At 72.3% G+C, this 18,890-nt stretch carries 17 protein-coding genes; 4 read left to right on the top strand and 13 right to left on the bottom strand.

What is annotated here, in order from left to right:
- Positions 1–75: 75 nt before the first annotated feature.
- Both ACPXBU_RS14355 and ACPXBU_RS14360 read right to left on the bottom strand, forming a co-directional pair.
- Positions 76–732: a DUF305 domain-containing protein gene (locus tag ACPXBU_RS14355; RefSeq protein ID WP_425758355.1), complete on the bottom strand. Its 657-nt coding sequence runs from the start codon at positions 730–732 to the stop codon at positions 76–78.
- Between the two features lie 14 nt (positions 733–746).
- On the bottom strand, positions 747–2,702 hold the full coding sequence (locus ACPXBU_RS14360; RefSeq protein WP_425758356.1) for a sigma-70 family RNA polymerase sigma factor: 1,956 nt from the start codon (positions 2,700–2,702) through the stop codon (positions 747–749).
- A 309-nt stretch (positions 2,703–3,011) separates the two neighbouring features.
- Between ACPXBU_RS14360 and ACPXBU_RS14365 the strand changes: the two genes are divergently transcribed.
- On the top strand, positions 3,012–3,197 hold the full coding sequence (locus tag ACPXBU_RS14365; RefSeq protein ID WP_393365993.1) for a hypothetical protein: 186 nt from the start codon (positions 3,012–3,014) through the stop codon (positions 3,195–3,197).
- A 39-nt stretch (positions 3,198–3,236) separates the two neighbouring features.
- Here ACPXBU_RS14365 and ACPXBU_RS14370 read toward each other — a convergent pair whose 3' ends face one another.
- Both ACPXBU_RS14370 and ACPXBU_RS14375 read right to left on the bottom strand, forming a co-directional pair.
- Entirely contained in the window at positions 3,237–4,298 is a 1,062-nt protein-coding gene (locus tag ACPXBU_RS14370; RefSeq protein ID WP_425758357.1) for a DUF2855 family protein, read from the bottom strand.
- A 67-nt stretch (positions 4,299–4,365) separates the two neighbouring features.
- Positions 4,366–5,580 carry a PP2C family protein-serine/threonine phosphatase gene (locus tag ACPXBU_RS14375; protein WP_393365988.1) on the bottom strand — a complete coding sequence of 405 codons (1,215 nt, stop codon included), beginning with the start codon at positions 5,578–5,580 and terminating at the stop codon, positions 4,366–4,368.
- Between the two features lie 270 nt (positions 5,581–5,850).
- On the opposite strand from ACPXBU_RS14375, the gene ACPXBU_RS14380 reads away from it, so the two are divergent.
- Entirely contained in the window at positions 5,851–6,879 is a 1,029-nt protein-coding gene (locus ACPXBU_RS14380) for an ice-binding family protein (RefSeq protein WP_425758358.1), read from the top strand.
- 56 nt (positions 6,880–6,935) lie between these two features.
- On the opposite strand, the gene ACPXBU_RS14385 is transcribed toward ACPXBU_RS14380, so the two are convergent.
- The 8 genes from ACPXBU_RS14385 to ACPXBU_RS14420 form a co-directional block, all read right to left on the bottom strand.
- Complete coding sequence (locus ACPXBU_RS14385; RefSeq protein WP_425758359.1) at positions 6,936–8,426, bottom strand: glycoside hydrolase family 130 protein; 1,491 nt, start codon at positions 8,424–8,426, stop codon at positions 6,936–6,938.
- Positions 8,423–9,475 (bottom strand): glycosyltransferase, encoded by a 1,053-nt coding sequence (locus tag ACPXBU_RS14390; protein WP_425758360.1) that lies wholly within the window; start codon positions 9,473–9,475, stop codon positions 8,423–8,425. The genes ACPXBU_RS14385 and ACPXBU_RS14390 overlap by 4 nt, the downstream gene beginning before the upstream one ends.
- Entirely contained in the window at positions 9,472–10,608 is a 1,137-nt protein-coding gene (locus tag ACPXBU_RS14395; RefSeq protein WP_425758361.1) for a glycosyltransferase, read from the bottom strand. The genes ACPXBU_RS14390 and ACPXBU_RS14395 overlap by 4 nt, the downstream gene beginning before the upstream one ends.
- Before the next feature lie 105 nt (positions 10,609–10,713).
- On the bottom strand, positions 10,714–11,718 hold the full coding sequence (locus ACPXBU_RS14400) for a glycosyltransferase family 4 protein (RefSeq protein ID WP_425758362.1): 1,005 nt from the start codon (positions 11,716–11,718) through the stop codon (positions 10,714–10,716).
- The gene (locus ACPXBU_RS14405; protein WP_425758363.1) at positions 11,715–11,888 is read right to left on the bottom strand and encodes a hypothetical protein; all 174 of its coding nucleotides are present in this window, start codon (positions 11,886–11,888) and stop codon (positions 11,715–11,717) included. The genes ACPXBU_RS14400 and ACPXBU_RS14405 overlap by 4 nt, the downstream gene beginning before the upstream one ends.
- 313 nt (positions 11,889–12,201) lie before the next feature.
- Positions 12,202–13,233 carry a medium chain dehydrogenase/reductase family protein gene (locus tag ACPXBU_RS14410; RefSeq protein ID WP_393365978.1) on the bottom strand — a complete coding sequence of 344 codons (1,032 nt, stop codon included), beginning with the start codon at positions 13,231–13,233 and terminating at the stop codon, positions 12,202–12,204.
- Positions 13,234–13,324: 91 nt separating this feature from the next.
- Positions 13,325–13,867: a TetR/AcrR family transcriptional regulator gene (locus tag ACPXBU_RS14415; RefSeq protein WP_425758364.1), complete on the bottom strand. Its 543-nt coding sequence runs from the start codon at positions 13,865–13,867 to the stop codon at positions 13,325–13,327.
- 137 nt (positions 13,868–14,004) lie between these two features.
- Positions 14,005–14,886, bottom strand: coding sequence for a helix-turn-helix transcriptional regulator (locus ACPXBU_RS14420; RefSeq protein WP_393365974.1), 882 nt, complete (start codon positions 14,884–14,886; stop codon positions 14,005–14,007).
- 132 nt (positions 14,887–15,018) lie between these two features.
- Between ACPXBU_RS14420 and ACPXBU_RS14425 the strand changes: the two genes are divergently transcribed.
- Positions 15,019–15,885 (top strand): oxidoreductase, encoded by an 867-nt coding sequence (locus ACPXBU_RS14425; protein ID WP_393365973.1) that lies wholly within the window; start codon positions 15,019–15,021, stop codon positions 15,883–15,885.
- 75 nt (positions 15,886–15,960) lie between these two features.
- On the opposite strand, the gene ACPXBU_RS14430 is transcribed toward ACPXBU_RS14425, so the two are convergent.
- Complete coding sequence (locus tag ACPXBU_RS14430; RefSeq protein WP_425758365.1) at positions 15,961–17,508, bottom strand: MFS transporter; 1,548 nt, start codon at positions 17,506–17,508, stop codon at positions 15,961–15,963.
- 106 nt (positions 17,509–17,614) lie between these two features.
- On the opposite strand from ACPXBU_RS14430, the gene ACPXBU_RS14435 reads away from it, so the two are divergent.
- A complete protein-coding gene (locus ACPXBU_RS14435) occupies positions 17,615–18,094 on the top strand; it encodes a winged helix-turn-helix transcriptional regulator (protein ID WP_393365969.1) in 480 nt (159 codons plus the stop codon).
- Positions 18,095–18,890: the final 796 nt, after the last annotated feature.

Below are 18,890 nucleotides of genomic sequence, written 5' to 3' on the forward strand. Positions count from 1 at the left end.
ACGTGACGCCCGCGACGAGGGAATGTCGGCCCGCAGGTCAGCTGCCCGCATCGGCCGGTCCTTTGGGCGGCATGCTCAGTTGACCGGGGCTGCCTCGGGCGCGCCGGGCCGACTGTCCAGGGTGCTCAGCTCGGTGGTCCGCGTCTGCTGGATCCTTCCGGCGAGCGCCTTCAGCTCCGGGCTCCCACCGGCGGTCTGCTCACCCCGGCACAGCACCACCGTCTGCGCGAGGTGCGCTCGGAGCAGGGCAGCCGCCCGGGCCGGCACCTCGGCGTCCGGCGCGCCGCGCAACTCGGCGAGGCTGGCGTCGGTGACCATGCCGGGCATCTGGTGCCCCTCGTGGATGTTCAGCTCCGCGACGTTGCCCGCGGCCAGCAGCCCACGGAGGTCCCGCAACTCCGTCTGATGGGCCTCCCGGACCTCGCCGAGAAGGGCCCGCAGCGACGGATCCCCGTCCGCCGGCCGGGTCTCGAGGTGCTCGATCAACGCGAGCACACCCTCGTTCATCGGGATCAGCAGTTGGATAAAGGCGTCGTCGGTGCCGTTGAGCAGCACGGGCGCGGTCGTCACCGGAGCGGCCGGCGGGGCGGTGGGCGGCTGGTCGGCGCTGCCCCAACCCCGGGTGAGACCGACGGCCAGCGCCGTCGCGACAAGGGTCACGGCGACGCCGACGATCCGCCAGGCGCACGCGGTGAACCCGTGGCGCGCGTCGCCGGTCCGGTGTTCGTCCATTCGTCCGCCCCCGCTCACCGGGCGGCTTGGAAGGCGCGGCCGACGACCGTCGCCTCGGTGCCGTCCGTGAACAACCCGGATCGGTCCTGGTCGGTGGCGGGCAGACCGAACCAGGCGTAACGCTGCACGTAGGGCAGTCGACCGAGCATGGCGGTGGCCGCGGTGAGGAAGGCCGCCTGCTGCTCCTGGCTCGGGAACTGTTGACGGCCGGAGTCGAAGCGGATCAGGGCGAACTCGGTGAGCCAGATCGGTTTCCGGTAGCGCTGGTAGACAGCCTGCAGATACTGCCGGAGTTGGTCGACGGCGGTGGCGCTCGTGAAGTCGGCGCCGAACCAGTGCAGCGTGATGAAGTCCACCCGGTGGCCCCGGGCCTGGGCACCGGTCATGAACCGGTCCAGCCACCCCTGCGGATCGGGCCCGCCCCAGGCCACCGCCGGGCTGCCCAGCCTGCTGCCCGTCGCCATCAGCTGCGGCCACAGGTCCAATGCCTGCTCGACGGTCATGTTCGCCTGCTCTGGCAGGTCCGGTTCGTTGAAGGTGAGCAGGTCCGGCCCCGCCGCCTTGGCCCGGGCCAACTCGGCGGCGGTGACGTTCTCCGCGCCACGGATCATGGGCACGAACGTCACGCCCCGCGGCGTGCTGATTCCCGGGTGCTGGGTGCCCCACGTGTAGTACCAGCCGGCCTTCGAGTTCGCCAGCGCCTGACTGGCGCCGGCGAAGTTCCACACCCCGACGCCCTTGCGGGCGGAGCTGACGGCCGGGGCGACCGGCGCCTTCGACGAGGGTCGGGCACTCGGCGACGGCGGGCTGCTCGGCGGGGCGACGGCGGTGGGCGCCGCGGACGGCGGGGCGGCCCACGAGGGTGCTGGTGGATCCTCCGGCAGGATCACCACCGCCGCGGTGATGGCGAGAACGGCCGCGGCCACCCCGGCGGCGAGAGAGGGGAGCAGGCCACGAGGCCGGTTCACCGCGAGGTCGAGAGCGCTCGGGCCACCGCCCCCATCGGTGGGCACACCACCGGCTGGGCTCGGCCCGGCGGCTGGGCTCGGCCCGGCGGCTGGGCTCGGCCCGGCGGCTGGGCTCGGCCCGGCGGCTGGGCTCGGCCCGGCGGCGTGTCCGGCCGTCGCGGGCTCATGCCCGACGGCCTGCGCACCGGCCGGAGACACCGCCGCGCCCGGGAAGTGGGCGCTGAGATCCGCCGGCAACGGCAGCATCGGCAGCCCGGCGAGCAGCCGGTCGATCGGCAGCAGGGTGGTGCCCAGCCGCCCACAGAACGCGCAGTCGCGGACGTGTCGGGCCAGTCGCTTGCGCCACAGCGGGCTGGGAGTGCCATCCCAGTCGGCGGTCGCGGTCGCCAGGTCCGGGCAACCAGGGTGGGCGCGCAGCGCGCGGACCACGCCGCGGGCGCTCTGGATCTGCTCCTTCATCCGGTGGATCCGCACCGCGACGTGTCCGGGCGACAGGCTGAGCGCGTCGGCGACCTCGTTGCGGGTGATCTCGCCGGTCTCCTCCAGCCACCACAGCGAGAGCAACTCCTGGTCATCCGGGTCGAGCCAGCGGGTCGCCTCGGCGACCTCGCGTCGCTGGTCGGTGAGACCGAGCCGGAGGATTGTCATGCCGGCGAAGTCGGAGGCGGGGTCGGGCACGTTGTGGATGACGTCGAGCCCGGCGTCGCGGTTGAGCGCGACACGTCGGCGCTGTTCCCAGTCACGCACCTGCCGGATGGTGATCGCCACCAGCCAGGACCGGTACGCCGCCGGGTCGTTGAGCGCGGGCAGGTGCCGGATCACCCGTACCAACGTCTCCTGGACGACGTCGTCGACGTCGGCGTGCCCCCGCAGCGCACGCCCGACGATGTTGTAGACCAACGGGAGCGAGGCCGCGACGACGTCGTCGAGGGCGCGCTGGTCGCCCTGTCGGGCCGCGACGACCAACCCGACATCGGGTAGTGCTCGACCGGCTGACGGCATGGCTGTCACTCCTCAGGTGCTCATCCGCGCGGACCGCGCTGTGTGCGCTGACCGCCCTCACGATCGGAGACTGGCACCGGCAGGTGGGATTACAGAATTCTCCGTCGTCGGCGGTCCGGTCGGACCGGGGTCCGTCGGCGGCGCGTGCGGATCGACAGCGCCGGGTATGGTGCGAGGTGTCGGTGTCGCCGGGTGTTCGCCCGTGCACGACACCCTGATCGGGCGCCGCCGTGCGGCGCCGACCCGGCACTCATCGGGCGAGACGTCCCGTGGCCCGGCCGCACTCCCTCACCGAAGACAGGATCCTGCATGACATCGAACGACAACGGCCGACCGGCCCTGTTTCTCGCCACGGCGAACGCCGACGGGCCGGACGGGTCGGCGGTGCCCGTCGACGGCAGCGCGGAGGCCATGCGCCGGCTGCGTCACCCGTTCGCGGTGCAGCCTGCCCCGCAGAGCCCGACCGCCGGCGACGACGGAGATCGGCGCGGCTGATCCGGCCGGGCGCTCCCGTGCCGGCAGCACCTCGCCGCTTCACAGTTGGACGACGTGCCCCACCCGTGGCGGCGTACGGCCGGCGAGGACGTCGAGCCAGGCACGTTGGAGGGCCTCCGGCCCGGCACCGACCTGGACGTCGAGCCACCCGCCCACGATGGCGGTGAAGCGCTGCCAGGCCTCGGTGAACCGCTCGTCGAGCCCCGCACGCCCCCAGTCCTGGCCGCGCTTGCGCATCTGGACCGGCGCGAAGAACACCTCTTCGGCGGCGTCGGCGTTGGGCGTCTGGTTGGTGAGGCCGACCGCGATGTCCCGGACCAGCCGGTCGCCGAGTCGCCGACGCAGGGCGGCCCGGGTCGAGGGTGCGCCGGACAGGTCGAGGTAGACGGACGCGACGGCGTCCAGATCGTCGATGTCGTCGTAGGAGACGACCTCGTCGTAGCAGCCGAGCGAGCGGGTGAAGGCCAGGTTGCCGGGCGAGGTGAGCCCGACCAGGCGCGGCCCGCGACCGTGCAGCTCGAACGCGGCCGCGTACGCGGTCTTGCTCGACGCCGACGACAGCAGCAGCGTCTCGGCACCGTAGAAGTCGTTGTCGGCGACCTGGTCGGCCAGCATGAACGAGGTGAAGAACAGCGGCCGGAACAGGATCAGCAGATCCTCCTGGTCGGGCCGGTACGCCGGGTCACCGGTGGTCGACCGGTACGCGTTGTACGGTGACGGCAACTCGGCCCGGTGCGGGCTCGCGTCCCGGAACCCGGACGCGTCCACCCGGTCCGGCCGCACCAGCAGGTGACCCGCGGGCGGGAGGTAGCCGTAGATCCGCTGCCCCGTCTCGACGCCCGGGACGGTCGACGTGACCACCTCGGCGAAGCCCCAGAGCGGCGGCAGGCCCCACTGCGGCCCGAGCCCGCGCGGCGGGAAGAACTGCCAGTATCGCATCGCGTCGCCGAGGACCGCGTAGGTCACGTTGTTGGCGGTGAGACCGACCCGGTCCACCCGCAGCAGCGCCTCGCCGTCGGCCACCGCGGGCGGGTCGCCATCGACGAGCGTGGTCTGCCCGAGGTCGTCACGTGCCACGGCGAAGGTCCATGAGTCGGCCATGAGGTGACGCTAGACACCCCTCCGGACCCAGACAAGTGCACTGGGAGTGCAAAATCCCACTCTCGGGTCAGGATCGGGACGCGGCGAGATCGCGGAGGTGTGCGAGCGGCAGGTGCGGTGGTCGCCACTCCAGGAAGAGGGCCGTGGCGTCGTCCTCCAGCCGGTCGTCCTGGTAGCCGACGACGGCGCGCACCAGGCGACGCATCGTCTCCGGGCTGGGCAACCCGTCGTTGAGGGCGCGGTTGACGAAGTCGACGAGCCGGTCCAACCCGAACTGTTCCCCGTCCGCGCTGCGCGCGTCGGTGATGCCGTCGGTATAGGCGAGGATGCGGTCGCCCGGGTGCAACTCCTCCACGTGCACCCTCGGGCGGTGCGCCGACAGGTGGCCCAGCCCGAGCGGCAACGCGGTTGGCCCCGGCAGCTCCCGAATGGCCTTGCCGTCGCGCAGCAACATGGCGCCCGGGTGACCCGCGTTGATCACGCTGAGTCGGCCGGTCCGATGGTCCAACTCGATGAGCAGCCCGGTCGCGAAGAAGTTCGGGTGCTCGGAGCGCACCCACCTGTCGATGCTGATCGCCGTGTCGACCAGGTCGAGGCCGCAACGGCGCGCGTTGCGGTACGCGCTGACCACGAGTGAGGCAAGCGTGCTCGCCTTGATGCCGTGCCCGCAGGTGTCGAAGAGCCCGACACTGAGCACGTCGCCGTTGAGCGCGTAGTCGAAGATGTCGCCGCCGACGTCGTAACAGGGTTCGAGGATGGCGGTGATCACCAGGTCGTCGGTGGCGAAGGTCAGCGGCGGCAGCAGCCCCCACACGATCTCGGCCGCGACCTGCATCGGCAGACGCCGTCGCATCCGTTCGACCACGTCACCGTAGAGCCGCCTGTTGACCAGGATCTGGGCGATGTTGACCGCCACCTCCCAGGCTGGCCCGTCCATGGCCGCGTCGGCGGCCGCCGGCGAGACGATCTCCAGCACGCCCATCCGCTCGCACCCGAGCAGCAGTGGCACCCAGACCCGATCCGGGTTGTCGGGCGCGCGCTGGATGTCGAGGTTGGTGAAGGCCCGGCCGGCGAGGGTCGTCTCGATCGACAGCTCGTCCCGCACCAGACCCGCGCCGAGCAGCGGCACGAGCAGGGACTGCGTGTAGTCGGCCAGGTAGATCACGATCTCGGTGGCGTCGATGCCGGGCGCCGCCCCGGCGACGAGCTGAGCCAGCTCGTCCGGGCCACTTCGGGGTGCGTTGAGCTGGAGCCACCGCACCATCTCGCCGACGTCGCCCACGCTGCACCTCCCCCGGTCCACTCCGAACCGTACGGCCACGGCAGGACGTGCGGTGACGCTACCTTGCCCGGCCGCGTTCCTCGCCCGCCGATCACCCCCTCCCGGCCGGTCGGTTGCCCTTTCGTCCCAACCGTCACAAGCATCTCAGTCGTTTCGCAACTATTGCGTACTAGGTGTGCAAAAGTCCGTTTGAGCAATTTTGTGGTGCGGTGTGGTTCCGGCCGCTGCACAACCGGCGTCTGGTGAGATGCCTTCGCGAAAGGGCACGTCGTGACAACCAAACTATTCAGCCATCCGCGCCGCGCGACACTGTCCGCACTGGCGGCCGTTGCCGCCAGCGGCACAGCCGTCGCCGTGCTGATCTTCAGCGGCACCGGCGCGAGCGCCGCCGAGGCGCCCGTCGACCTCGGCACGGCGGCGAACTTCTCCGTGCTGGCCGGCTCCATGGTCACCAACACCGGGCCGACCTTCCTCGCCCAGGACCTCGGCGTCAGCCCCGGCAGCGCCGCGACCGGCTTCCCGCCCGGCCTCGTGGGCGGCGAGACGCACCTTGCCGACGCCGTCGCACTGCAGGCCAAGAACGACCTGACCACCGCCTTCAACGACGCGGCCGGCCGGACCCCGTTCACCGTCCTGCCCGCGGAACTGGGTGGCACCACGCTGGTCCCCGGGGTGTACCGGATCGGCGCCGCCCAACTGACCGGAGCCCTGACCCTCAACAGTCAGGCCGACCCGGGTGCCGTCTTCATCTTCCAGATCGACTCCACCCTCGTCACCGCGTCGGGCAGCAGCGTCGTCTTCATCAACGGCTCCTCGCCCTGCAACGTCTACTGGCAGGTGGGCAGCTCGGCCACCATCGGCACGGGCAGCCAGTTCGTGGGCAACATCCTGGCCCAGGAATCGGTCACCATGACCACCGGCGCCACCCTCCAGGGCCGCGCAATGGCCCGGACCGCCGCGGTCACCCTGGACACCAACACCATCAACGCCCCCGTCTGCCTCCAGCCGACGGGCACGCCCACCCAACCGACCGGCACGCCCACGGGTACACCGACGAGCACGCCGACGGGAACCCCGACCGGGACACCGACCGGAACACCGACCGGAACACCGACCGGTCAGCCCACGGGTACGCCCACCGGGCAACCCACGGCCGTGCCCACCCGCACGAGGCTGCCCGTCACCGGCGGCAGCGGCGGCAGTGCTCTGGTGCCCGTGCTGAGCGGGATCGGCGGTGTCGCCGTCGCCAGCGGCGCGGCCCTGCTACTCCTCTACCGACGTCGGACGACCGACTCCTGATCGAGGCGCCCCGGCGGCCGGTAACCAACCGGCCGCCGGGGCGGCACCACCGACTGTCACCCGTCCCGCTCACCCGATGGCGGAGACTCCACCATCGCGGCGCGCAGGGCGGCCAACGACACGGTGGCGAAACCCACCCGGGAGTCGCTCGCCCCGTACGGCAGCCACACCTCACCGTCGTGGATGAGCGCCCCGCAGGAGTAGACGACGTTGGGTACGTACCCGTCCCGGTCGTCCTCCTCCGGCGACAGGAGCGCACCGGGAAGGTGCGCGACGACCCGCTCCGGTCGGTCCAGGTCCAGCAGGAGCGCGCCGATCGCGTACCGGCGCATCGGTCCGACGCCGTGGGTGAGCACGAGCCAGCCGGCGTCGGTCTCGATCGGGGATCCGCAGTTGCCGACCTGGATCAGCTCCCAACTGTCCCGCGGGCCGTGCAGCGGGATCGGGGCCTGCCAACGGTTCTCGCCGTCCAGGACGGTCAGGCCGATGGTCTCGCCGTCGGCGCGACACAGCGCCAGGTGCCGGCCGCCGACGGTACGCGGAAACAGCGCGACCCCCTTGTTGCGCGCGCCCGGCCCGCGCATCGGGGTCGTCTCGAAGCGGCGCAGGTCACTGCTGACCAGCGCACGGGTGGCGATGCTCCGGCCGTCGTAGGCGGTGTAGGTGGCCCGGTACACCGGCCCGGACCCGTCGACGAACCGGACGAACCGCGCGTCCTCCATGCCGTTGCTCTCGGCGGGGGTGGCCGGCCAGAGCACCCGTTGGTGCAGAGCCGTGTCGGCGGGGAAGGCCGTGGCGTAGCTTCCGGCGTTTGTGCGACGCAGTTGTTCCAGGGTGCCCAACCCGGTGCTGCGGGAGAGCAACTCGGGTGGCAGGTTGGCGAGCAGCCGCTCGAAGGTGGCCTCGTCGTACCGCTCGGGCAGGGCGTCCAGCACCGTGGCGGTGACCTCGTTGTCGCAGTCCTCCTCGGTGAGGCCGGCGACGAGCAGGTCCCGGCGGTGCCGTACGCCCATCCGCTGCCCGACGGCCAGCGGGCCGGGCCGATCGGCGACGGTGAGCTGACGCCCGGGTCCGAGGACCGCGGTGGCGAACCCGATGGACGACAGATGACCCTCGCCGATCTGCCGCAGGCTGACCGCGACACGCAACTGCCCGACGCCCAGACCGGTCTGGTCCGGGTGGGCCACCATCGACGGGTTGCAGAGGGCGGCGGCCTCCACGGCGTACTCGTGGCTGAAGTAGGCGCCGACGAGCAGCCGGCTGGTCGGCGAGAGATCCCGGGCCCGGGCTGCGCGGTGCCGGACGAGGTCGTAGTGGTGGTGGAACGTGCCGGCCAGGTCGCGGTGCCGGGCACCGAAGCGGTCGAAGGTGTCCCGCAACAGCCGGCCGGTCTCGGCCTCGTCGAGGCGCGCGACCCGGTCGATGAGCGCCCGCGCGCGGGTACGCACCACCGCCGCGTCCTCCCCGGGGACGAAGAGCTTGACGATGACCCGCCGTGGATCCGGGGCGAGAGTGGCGTCGTGCCGGACGGCCAGACTCCGGATCACGACCACCGCCGGGCGTGCTGGAGGGTGGAGAGGAGTGCGAGAGTCGATTCGGCGCCCTGGTTGAGGTTGGGTCCGTTTGCGGTCAGCCCGTCGTAGCCGCCGCCGGTCGCCGGATCCCACATCGGCGTGCCGAGGTCGTTGTCGCCGAGGAACCACCCGACCGCCTGTCGTACCCCGGTGTCCCACTCGGGGTCGCCGGTGACCATGGCGGCCGTGGCACAGGCGTCGGCCAGCGCGGCGACCTCGATCGGCTGCTGGTCGTGGCGCAGCCGCACGGCGCCGTGCCGCCACCCGCCGGCCGGTACGACCGACAGCCGCCCGTCGCGTAGCTGGACGTCGCGCAACCAGGCCAACATCCGCAGGCCGTCGTCCAGCTTCGGACCGCCCTCGCGCAGTTGGCTCGCGGTGATGACCACCTCGGCGAGGGCGGCGCTCGCGTAGGTCAGCTCCTGTCGTGGCCACGGCCAGCGCGGGTCGGAGCCCGCCGGGCCGACCGTGCTGGCCGCGTCCGCGAGCAGGGACGCCGCGGCGACGTGACCCGGGTGGCGGCGGAGGACCTCGGCCGCGCCCAGGCCGGCAAAGGCCATCGCGTGCGGTGCCCGGGTACGGCGGCCGGCGCCCCGGCTGAAGGCGACGAGCGCCTCCTCCCGTACCCAGGGTGCGGGGCTGCGGGCGACGGCCGTGCCCAGGCCCCACAGCGCCCGACCCCACCAGTCGCCGAGCCCCGGTTCGTCGGCCCAGCGCCGATCGTGCCCGAGCCGGTTGTGGAAGGCGCCGTCGGCGCCCTGCGCGTGCGTCAGGAACGCCAGGTAACGCTCCGCGAGCCGCAGCACCTCCTCGCTCGGGTCCGGCTCGCGACTGACGACGACCAGCCCACGGGCCACGTCGTCGGTGCAGTAGCCGTGTTCGCGACGGGCGATGGCGTGCCGGGCGTGCTCGAAGAGACCCGTGTCGTCGCTCATCCGGATCAGGTGCGCGAAGCTCGGCGCGGGCGCCGTCGCCCAGCGTTCCCGGGGGGAGGTCCGGGGCCGACCGGTGGTCGTGGTCATGCCGGTACCGCGCTGACCGCCGGCGGGCGGGCCTCGCTGAGCTGCTCCGCGAGCGTTTCGTAGCGGGCCGCCACCGCCGGCCAGCGCAGGTGCGCGGCCAGCGGCCGGACCCGGCCGGCGAGCCGCGCGGTCAGGCCCGGCTCGGTCAGGATCCGCCGGATCGCCGCGGCCAGAGCCGCCGGGTTCTGCTGGGGTACGACCAGACCCGGCCCACCGGTCAGCAGCTCCACGGCGTGCGGGAACGCCGTGGCCACGACGGGCACCCCGGCGGCCACGGCCTCGATGAGTACGCCGGAGGTGACCTGTTCGCGGCTGTCGTAGGGCAGCACCACCACGTCGGCGGAGCGGATCAACCGACCCAGCGCCTCCTGGTCGTGGTAGACGTCCTGGTAGTCGACGGCGTGCGCGATGCCCAACTGGGCGCCGAGCTGGTGCAACCCCGCCCGGTACGCCTCGCCCTGGTGTTCGACAACCTTCGGGTGGGTCCGGCCCGCCACCGTGTAGGTGGGTGTCGGTTCCAGGTCCTGCAACCGCGCGAGGGCACGCAACGACCACTCGACACCCTTGCCGGGGCCGAGCAACCCCCAGGTCAGCAGGTGCGGTCGGGAACGCCGCTCGACGGGTACGTCGGCGAGCTCGGCGGCCCCGTGCGGGATGACCGTCACCTTGCCCGCGGGAACGGCGTACCCGACGAGCAGCCGGTCCCGAGCGGTCTCGGTCATCGTGACCACCGCACCGGCGGTGGCCACGATCCGCTCCAACAGGGACTTCTGCCGGGCGGTGGGCTGACGCAGCACGGTGTGCAGGACCACGATGCTCGGCACGGTGAGCCGCCGCAGCAGCGGCAGGACGTCCTCGCCGTCGTTGCCCGGGTAGATGCCGTACTCGTGCTGGACGATCGCCACGTCGAAGGTGTTCAGGGCGGCCGCCGCGTCCCGCCAGCCGGTGGGGGTGAGCGCCGACCAGGTGTGCACCACCCCGGGCACCGGCCGCTGGTCGTCGCCGTGATCGGTGACCCGGACGATGCCACCGCGAGTGCCGTCGGCGGTCAACTGGGCGGCGAGTGCGGAGTTAAAGGTGGCCAGCCCACACCGGGTCGGTGGGTGGGTGCTGAGGAATCCGTAACTGGGCATGAACGTGGTGCCTTTCCGGTTGTCGGCCCCTGCCTGCGGACAGGCGGGCCTCACGCGGGAACGGCGCACGCCGGTCAGCGTGTGTGACCGGCGGGGCGGGTTTGTTCAGCCGTGGACGAGCTTGTCGTAGACGGCGAGATAGTCGGTGACCATCCGGTCCGCGCTGAAGCGCCGCAGAGCCCGCTCCCGGCAGTGCGCCCGGTCGAGGCCGCTGACCCGGGCGACCGCGTCCACGGCCTGGTCGACGGTGTGCACGAGGAAGCCGGTCACACCGTCGTCGACGACCTCCGGCATGGACCCCCGCCGGTACGCGACGACCGGGGTGCCGCAGACCATCGACTCCACCACCGACAGCCCGAACGGCTCGTCGAAGGCGATCGGGTGCAGCAGCGCGGTGCTGTCCCCCAGCACCTCGGCCCGCCGCCGTGGGCCCACCGACCCGAGGAACACGACCTGGTCACCGTCGATGTGCGGGGCCACCTGTTCGGCGAAGTACCGCTCGTCCTGCACGATCCCGCAGATGGTCAGGGGTCGACCGGCGCGGCGGGCGATCTCGATCGCGGTGTGGGTGCCCTTGTCGGGATGGATCCGGCCGAAGGCGGCCAGTCCGGGGCCGGCGTCGCCGGTGAACGGCAACCCGCCGACGTCGACGCCGTGGTGGACCGTGGCGACGTAGTCGAGCGCCGGTGCCCGGTCGGCGTCGGAGATCGACACGTACGACGAGCGGGCTCGGGAGTAGGCGGGGACGATGTCCGGGCCGGAGAAGCCGTGCACAGTGGTCAGCAGCGGAGCGCGGCAGTGCTCCGCGAACGCCAGCGGAAGCCAGTCGAGGTGACTGTGCACCAGGTCGAACTCCGCCGAGCGGGTCAGCGCGTGGGAGACGTGCATCGCCTCCCACACCCGGCCGTCCAGGTCCGGGTCGTCCGCGTAACCCCGGGGGCAGACGCCGTCGAGGTGCGCGGAGGTGACGGAGTCCAGTGTCGCGAAGAGCGTCACGTCGACGCCGCGGCTGGCCAGCCCCTCCGCGAGCAGGCCGGTCACCTGCTCCCACGGGCCGTAGTGGTGCGGAGGCGTACGCCAGGCGATCGGTCCGAGCAGGGCAACCCTCACGGAGATGGCGCGTCGGCGAGGTCGGCCGGGTCGAGGTGCAGGGTGGCGAGCAACCCGGAGTGCTTCGCCGGGTCCACGCGCTCCGGCAGCTCGCGCTCGACCCAGTCGGCCCGGGCCTGCTGGCCCCGCTCGCGAAGTGCGGTGACGATCCGGTGCCTGGCGATCCTCATCTGGTGCTCCCCTGTTAGGCGTTCACAACGATCATTCGCACGGACGGCGGTGGTCCGGACACCGCCATCGGCGACGGTGATGACAAGCGAACCCGACAGCCGGGACGGGGTCGGCGATCGACAACACGACCAGCCGTGCGCGGCGATGGGGATGACGAGCGGTTACGCCCTCTGTGGGCTGGTGGCGGACGGCGTCCGGCGGCCACCGGGATCCCGGGCGACAGGTTCACCGTACGCCCTCGTGGTGCGCGAGCGCACCCGCACCGGCCGCCGGGCCGGTCGGGTCGCGCCCCCGGCCCACCGGATCCAACGATTAGGGTTCCAGCACCACCTTGCCCGCCCGGCTGCGCGTCTCGGCGAACACCAGCGCGGTGGAGACCTCGCTGAGCGGGTAGCGGGCGGCGATCTGCGGCACGATCACTCCTTGCCGCAGGAGGTCGAGCACGATGCCCAGGTCGGTATTCAGGCGACGGCGGAACGCGGCACGGCGGGTGAGGTGTCCGGCCCAGAAGTTGTAGAAGCCGGCCCGGTGGCCGTTCGGCAGTGCGTGCCAGGTGTAGAGGCGGGACAGCAGCTTCACGAAGACCCACGCGACCGACTGGCCGGAGTCCACGGCGCCGGCGTTGCCGTAGACGACGAGCGTGCCGCCGGGGGCGAGCAGGCCGTACGAGGTGCGGACGCCCGGGCCGCCCACCGGGTCGAAGACGGCGTCGACACCGCCCGGGGACAGCTCACGCACGCGCGTGGCCACGTCCGGGTCACGGTAGTCGAGCGGTTCGACGCCGAGGTCGCGCAGCGCGGCGTGATGCCGTGCGGCGGCGGTGCCGATGACCCGCAGGCCGAGGTGGCGTCCGAGTTGGACGAGCACGGTGCCGACGCCACCGTTCGCGCCGTGCACGAGGATGGTCTGCCCGGCCCGCAGGCCGGCGCTCCGCAGCATCTGCCAGGCGGTCACACCGTTGACGACGACGGTCTCGGCGGCGGCGGGGTCCACCTCGGCGGGTACGGGGGTCAGGGCGTCGATGTCGACGAGCGCGTGCGAGGCCCAGCCGCCGGTCTTGGTGACCGCCGCGACCCGGGTGCCGACGAGCGAGTCGTCCGCGTCGGGGCCGACCGCCCGGACCGTGCCGACGAGGTCGTAGCCGGGCACGAACGGGAACTTCGGCTGGCCGGGGTAGCGGTCGTGACGCATCTGCTGCTCGGCGAAGGAGATGCCGGTGGCCTCGACCTGGACGAGCGCCTGACCTCGGGCGGGGACGGGCATGGCGCGGCGGCGCAGTTGCAGTCCGTCGGGCTCCACCACGCCGGGCAGTACGACTTCGGTGATCATCGCATCGGTGGTCATCGGGACTCCTCCTGGTTTGTAAGTGTGCACTCACACACATATTCGGGTGAAAGGGTGGGCCGCTGTCGCGGCCCAGGGGTCGGCGGTCAGGTCAGGGGTGACGGATGCCGGCGGTCAGCGCGCGGGCCCACGACTCGGGGACCTGCTCCAGGCCGGCGGTGACGATCAGGTGGCAGAGCTGCCCGTACGCGAAGAACCGCTGCACCTGCGCGTCGTCGGCGCCGGACCGGTCCCGCACGAAGGTCGCGATCCGCCGGTAGCCGGCCCGCACCGCCTCGGCGATCTCCGGGATGTCCGTGACGGCCTGCGCCTGCACCTGGAAGAGGAGCAGGTCACGGTCGGCGATCAGCTCCGCGTACGCGCCGCCCATGGCGTCCAGGATCTCCTCGGGACCGCTGCCCGTGGCCTGCTCGGCTCCCGCCTCGATCGCCACGGCGATCCGCTCGAAGCACGTGTCGGCCGCCGCCACGAACAACCCGAGCTTGCCGGTGAAGAGCCGGAAGACGTACGCCTCGGAGATGCCGGCGGCGGCGGCGACGGCGGTGACCGGGGTGGCGTGGAAGCCGGTGCGCGCGAACGCCGACACCGCGGCGTTCAGCACGGTGACCCGGCGGGCTTCGGCAGTCGATCGCATGTTTGTAAGTGTGCACTCACAAACAAGGAACGTCAAGCCGGTCGCCGGCTACCGTCGACGCCGCCGCGTTCGCCACCGCGGTGTCGCAGGTGGCCATCGCCGCCGGCCGGGACGAGTCAGTCCCGGCCCGCCCTCCCTCACTCCAACGGGTAGAGCCGGGCCGGGTCACCGGGTCGGAGGCTGTCCGGGATGTCGTCTGAGGTGCTGGCGGCGATCGAGCCGAGCAGCGCCAGGGAGCGCGCGGACTCCGTACCCGGCTCGGCGTGGTAGATCACCAGCAGTTGCCCGTCGGCGCCCGCGACGGCGAGCTTGTCGCAGTACAGGTCGAGGTCACCCACCTCCGGGTGACGCAACCGACTGACCACGCCCTCCCGCCGACGCACCTCGTGCCGCGCCCACAACTGGCGGAAACAGTCGCTCTTGAGCGACAGCTCCCCCACCAGCGCCGTCAACCGGGGATCGTCGGTGGCCCCGCCCGAGTCGGCGCGCATCTGCCCCACCACACTCTGCATCGCCTGCCGCCAGTCGCGGAACAGCTCCCGCTCGGCCGGGTCGAGGAACACCGCCCGGAGCCGGTTCGCCCCAGGGGCGAGATTCGGCGACAGTGCCCTCGCCATCGGGTTCGAGGCCAGGATGTCGAGGTATCGGTTCTGCACGAAGGCCGGCATGTCGAGCTGCCGCAGCAGGTGCAGGATGCTGGCCGGCACCCGCTCGGCGGCCGGTCGGACCGCCCGTCGCGACCGCGCGCGGCTCAGCCCGATCAGGTACGCGGTCGCCTCCGGATCCAACCGCAGCACCCCGGCGAGGGCATCGAGGACCTGCACCGAGGGATGCCGTTCGCGACCCTGCTCCAACCGCAGGTAGTAGTCGGCGCTGATGCCGGCCAGCATCGCCACCTCCTCGCGCCGCAGTCCCGGCACCCGGCGCAGGCCCACGCCCGGACCGAGCCCGACGTCCTCGGGCCGGGTCTGCTCCCGACGGGCACGCAGGAAGTCGCCGAGCGGATTCGTCGCGTCCATGCCACCGACGGTAGATCGCCCGGCCGCCCGGTGACTGGCTGTGTCACTACCAGGAACGGCTCGCCCTGTCGCCCGGTCGGCCGCCGGCGCACAGTCGACGCATATCCACTTCGATTACGGATAGAGGACGACATGAGCGAGAACCTTCCCGGCGGGTCCCTGACCCCGGCTGACGGCCTCACCCTGAGCCGGATGGGCTACGGCGCGATGCAGTTGGCCGGCCCGGGTGTCTTCGGCCCGCCCCGCGACCACGAGCAGGCGCTCGCCGTGCTCCGCGAGGCCGTCGACCTCGGGGTCCGGCACATCGACACGAGCGACTTCTACGGGCCCGTCGTGGTGAACGAGCTGATCCGCGAGGCGCTGCACCCGTACCCCGAGGATCTGCACCTGGTCACCAAGGTCGGCGCGCGACGCGGCGCCGACCGCTCCTGGATCCCGGCGCTGTCGCCGGACGAGCTGAAGGCCCAGGTCCGGGACAACCTCCAGCACCTCGGCCTGGACGTCCTCGACGTGGTCAACCTGCGGGTCGGCGTGGCGGAGGGCACCGGCGACGATCCCCTCTCCGAGCAGTTCGGCGCCCTCGCCGACCTGCGGCAGGAGGGGCTGATCCGGCACCTCGGGCTCAGCAACGTCACGCTCGCCCAGCTCACCGAGGCCCAGGCCATCGCCCCGGTGGTCACGGTCCAGAACCTCTACAACGTCGCCAACCGCCAGGACGACGCCCTGGTGGACAGGTGCGCGGCGGAGAACATCGCGTTCGCCGCGTTCTTCCCACTCGGCGGGTTCACGCCGCTGCAGTCCGACACGCTCAACGACGTCGCCGCGCGGGTGGGCGCCTCGCCTCAGCAGGTCGCCCTCGCCTGGCTGCTCCAGCGCTCCCCCACCACCGTGTTGATCCCGGGCACCTCGACGCTGGCGCACCTGCGGGAGAACCTCGCGGCGGCCGACCTGAAGCTGCCGGCCGACGCGATCGAGGAGTTGGACGCCATCGGTGCCTAGGGCGGGATTCAAGGCCCTCGGTCGAGCCGAGGCGGAGTCCGGGCGACGGTCCGGCCAGGGGCTTTGACACCCGCCCTAGTGCTGGTGCGGGCGGTTGCGGACGAGGGCGAGCGTCAACACCGCGGTGACGAGGAAGACGATGCCGTTGACCCGCAACCCGGCCTGGACGCCTGAGGTCAGCGCCTCGGCCAGCGCCGCCCGTACCGGATCAGGCAGCGGTTGGTCGCCGGTGACGCCGGCGGCCACCGCCGTGCGCACGGCGGCCGCGGTGGGTTCGCCGACCTGGTGCGCGGCCAGCCGGTCGGGCAGGTCGGCAAGCATCGTGGTGGTCAGCAGCGTGCCCAACAGCGACGAGCCGAGTACGGAGCCGACCTGGCGGGCGGCGTTCACGGCCCCGGCGGCCATGCCGGCCTGCGCGGGTACGACGCTGGCCAGGGCTGCCGCCGTCGCCGGGGCCACCACCAGACCGCTGGCGGCGCCGAACAACGCGAACAGCGCCCAGCGACTGCCGAACGACGCGGTGGGCCCCTGGGTCGCCAGAGCGAAGCTGGCCACCGCACCCAGGACCAGGCCGAGGGCGATCGGCGCCTTGAAGCCGGTACGACGGATCGCCCGCCCGGCGCCGAAGGCGGCGAGCACGTAGGCGCCGAAGAGCACGAGCATCCGCCAGCCGGTGTCCAGCGGGCTGAGCGCCTGGGCACGTTCGTGGAAGAGGACCAGCAGGATCGCCACGCCGGTGAAGCCGAACAGCGACACGGCGGCAACGACCATGACGGCGCTGAACGACGCGGACCGGAACAGCCGTACGTCGAGCATCGGCGCGCTGGCCCGCAACTCGACAAGCACGAACCCGACAAGTGAGACAAGCGCGGCGATCCAGGCCACCAGCACCACCGGGCTGGTGTAGCCGTCCTTCCCGCCCTGGATCATCGCGTAGACGGCAGCGGCGATGGCGACGGTGCCCAGCAGCAGGCCCCGTACGTCGAGTCGGGCGGCGCTCGGCCGAGACTCGGCCACCCCGACGGCGGCCACGACGAGGGTGATCACGCCGAGCACGATCGTGGACAGGTAGACGCTGTGCCACCGGTGGTGCTGAAGCAGCGTGCCGGCGATGAGTGGGCCGATCGCGAGCCCGATGCCGGAGGCCGCCGACCACGCGGTGATGACCTCGGTACGTCGGTGCGGGTCGGTGAAGGTCGCGCCGAGGATCGCCAGGCTGTTGGGCAGGATCAGGGCCCCGCCCAGGCCGGCGACCAACTGCCCGACGATCACCCAGGCCACGGTCGGGGCGCCGGCCACGACGGCGGCACCAACGATCATCGCGATGACTCCGGCAGCGAACACGCGCTTGCGCCCGTAGCGATTGCCGAGGGTGGCGGCGGACAGCACGACGCTCGCCACCATCAGGGTGTAGGCGCTCGGAACCCAGATCAGGGTGGTCGGGTCGACCCGCAGGTCCCGCTGGATCGTGGTCAGCGCGGAGACGGTCGCGGTGATCTGGAGAAACGTGATCATCGCGCCCAGACACATGGCGATCAGGGTCACCGGGCGGGAGCCGCGCAGCGCGGAACGGCCGGCCGCGGCCGGTCCGGGCGCGGGTGGGGCTGTGGTGTTGCTGGTCACGGGGTTTACCTCAGGGGCCGAGTGGGCTGGCTTGCATATGCTGAAGTCAGCGCATCCCAGTGAAGCACCTGACTAACCACCATGCAAGTCAGGTAGGCTTGACGGCATGGAGGACCTACGGGACGACCGCGACTCCTGGTCGAGTGAGAACTGCTCGGTGGCCCGGGCGATGGACATCGTGGGCAGCAGGTCAACGGTCCTGATCATGCGCGAGGCCCTGCTCGGCACCCGCCGCTTCGACGACTTCGTCCGCCGGGTCGGCGTCGGCGAACCCGCCATGGCCGCCCGACTCAAGGAAATGGTCGCCGCCGGCCTGCTCGAACGGATCCCCTACCGGGAGCCAGGGCAGCGCACCCGCCACGAGTACCAACTCACCCGCAAGGGCCGCGAACTCCTTCCCGTCATCACCGCCCTCCGCAACTGGGGCGACACCTGGGCCGCCGACGACGCCGGCCCGTCCATCGTCGCCACCCACCACGACTGCGGCCAACCGGTCCGCGCGGTGCTCCGCTGCGCGGCGGGCCACGAGATGACGGACGGCGACATCGACATCGCCGCCGGCCCGGGTTTGATCCGGCGCGGCTGACGGCTGAGGACCGGGCGGTTCGGCCTGATCCAGCGAGGTCGGAGTCTCGGGCTGCAGCGGGCGCGATCCGGGCGCGCTGAGGTTCGGTGGTGACCCCGATCGACCAGGACCGGCGGGGCCGGTTTCGGGTTCGGCCGGCCCAGGCGGGCCGGGCGTGGCCGACTTCGAGTTCCGCGGGCCCAGGCGGGCCGGCTTCAGGTTCCGCAGGCCCACGCGGGCCAGCTCCGGGTGCCGCAGGCCCAGGCGGGCCAGCTCCGGGTGCCGCAGGCCCAGGCGGGCCAGCTCCGGGTGCCGCAGGCCCAGGCGGGCCAGCTCCGGTTCCTCGGGGCCGGGCCGGGCCCGGCAGGGCCGGCTTCGGGTTCAGCCAGGACCGGGTTCGGGTTGGTCCGGGTTCGACCGACTTGACGGCTGGGGCCGCCGGGCCAGGCGCAATTCGACGCGCCCGGCGTACGGGCCACCGCGTCAGGCTCGATTCGCCACGGCCTGGCACGCCGCCGTCCGGCGATTCGACGCGGCCTGACGTGCGGACCGCCGGGCCAGACTCGATCCAACGCAGCCCGATATGCGGACCGCCGGCCCACGTGCAACACCTCGCGGAAGGGCATGCCGGCGGCCGGCCGGAGACCCCGACAGCGCCAGCGGAGCACCGCCGCACGATCGATCTTGGTCACTGAAAACTGTCGTACATCTGTTCTAGTGTTTGGTCATGGTTGAGGCGCTGGCGCAGGCAGACGAGGCGGTCGCCGCCTGCGTCGACGACGCCGCCTGGGCCCTCACCGAGGATGAGCTGGTCGCC

This window comes from Micromonospora sp. DT231, from assembly GCF_049847025.1.
Lineage (GTDB): Bacteria > Actinomycetota > Actinomycetes > Mycobacteriales > Micromonosporaceae > Micromonospora.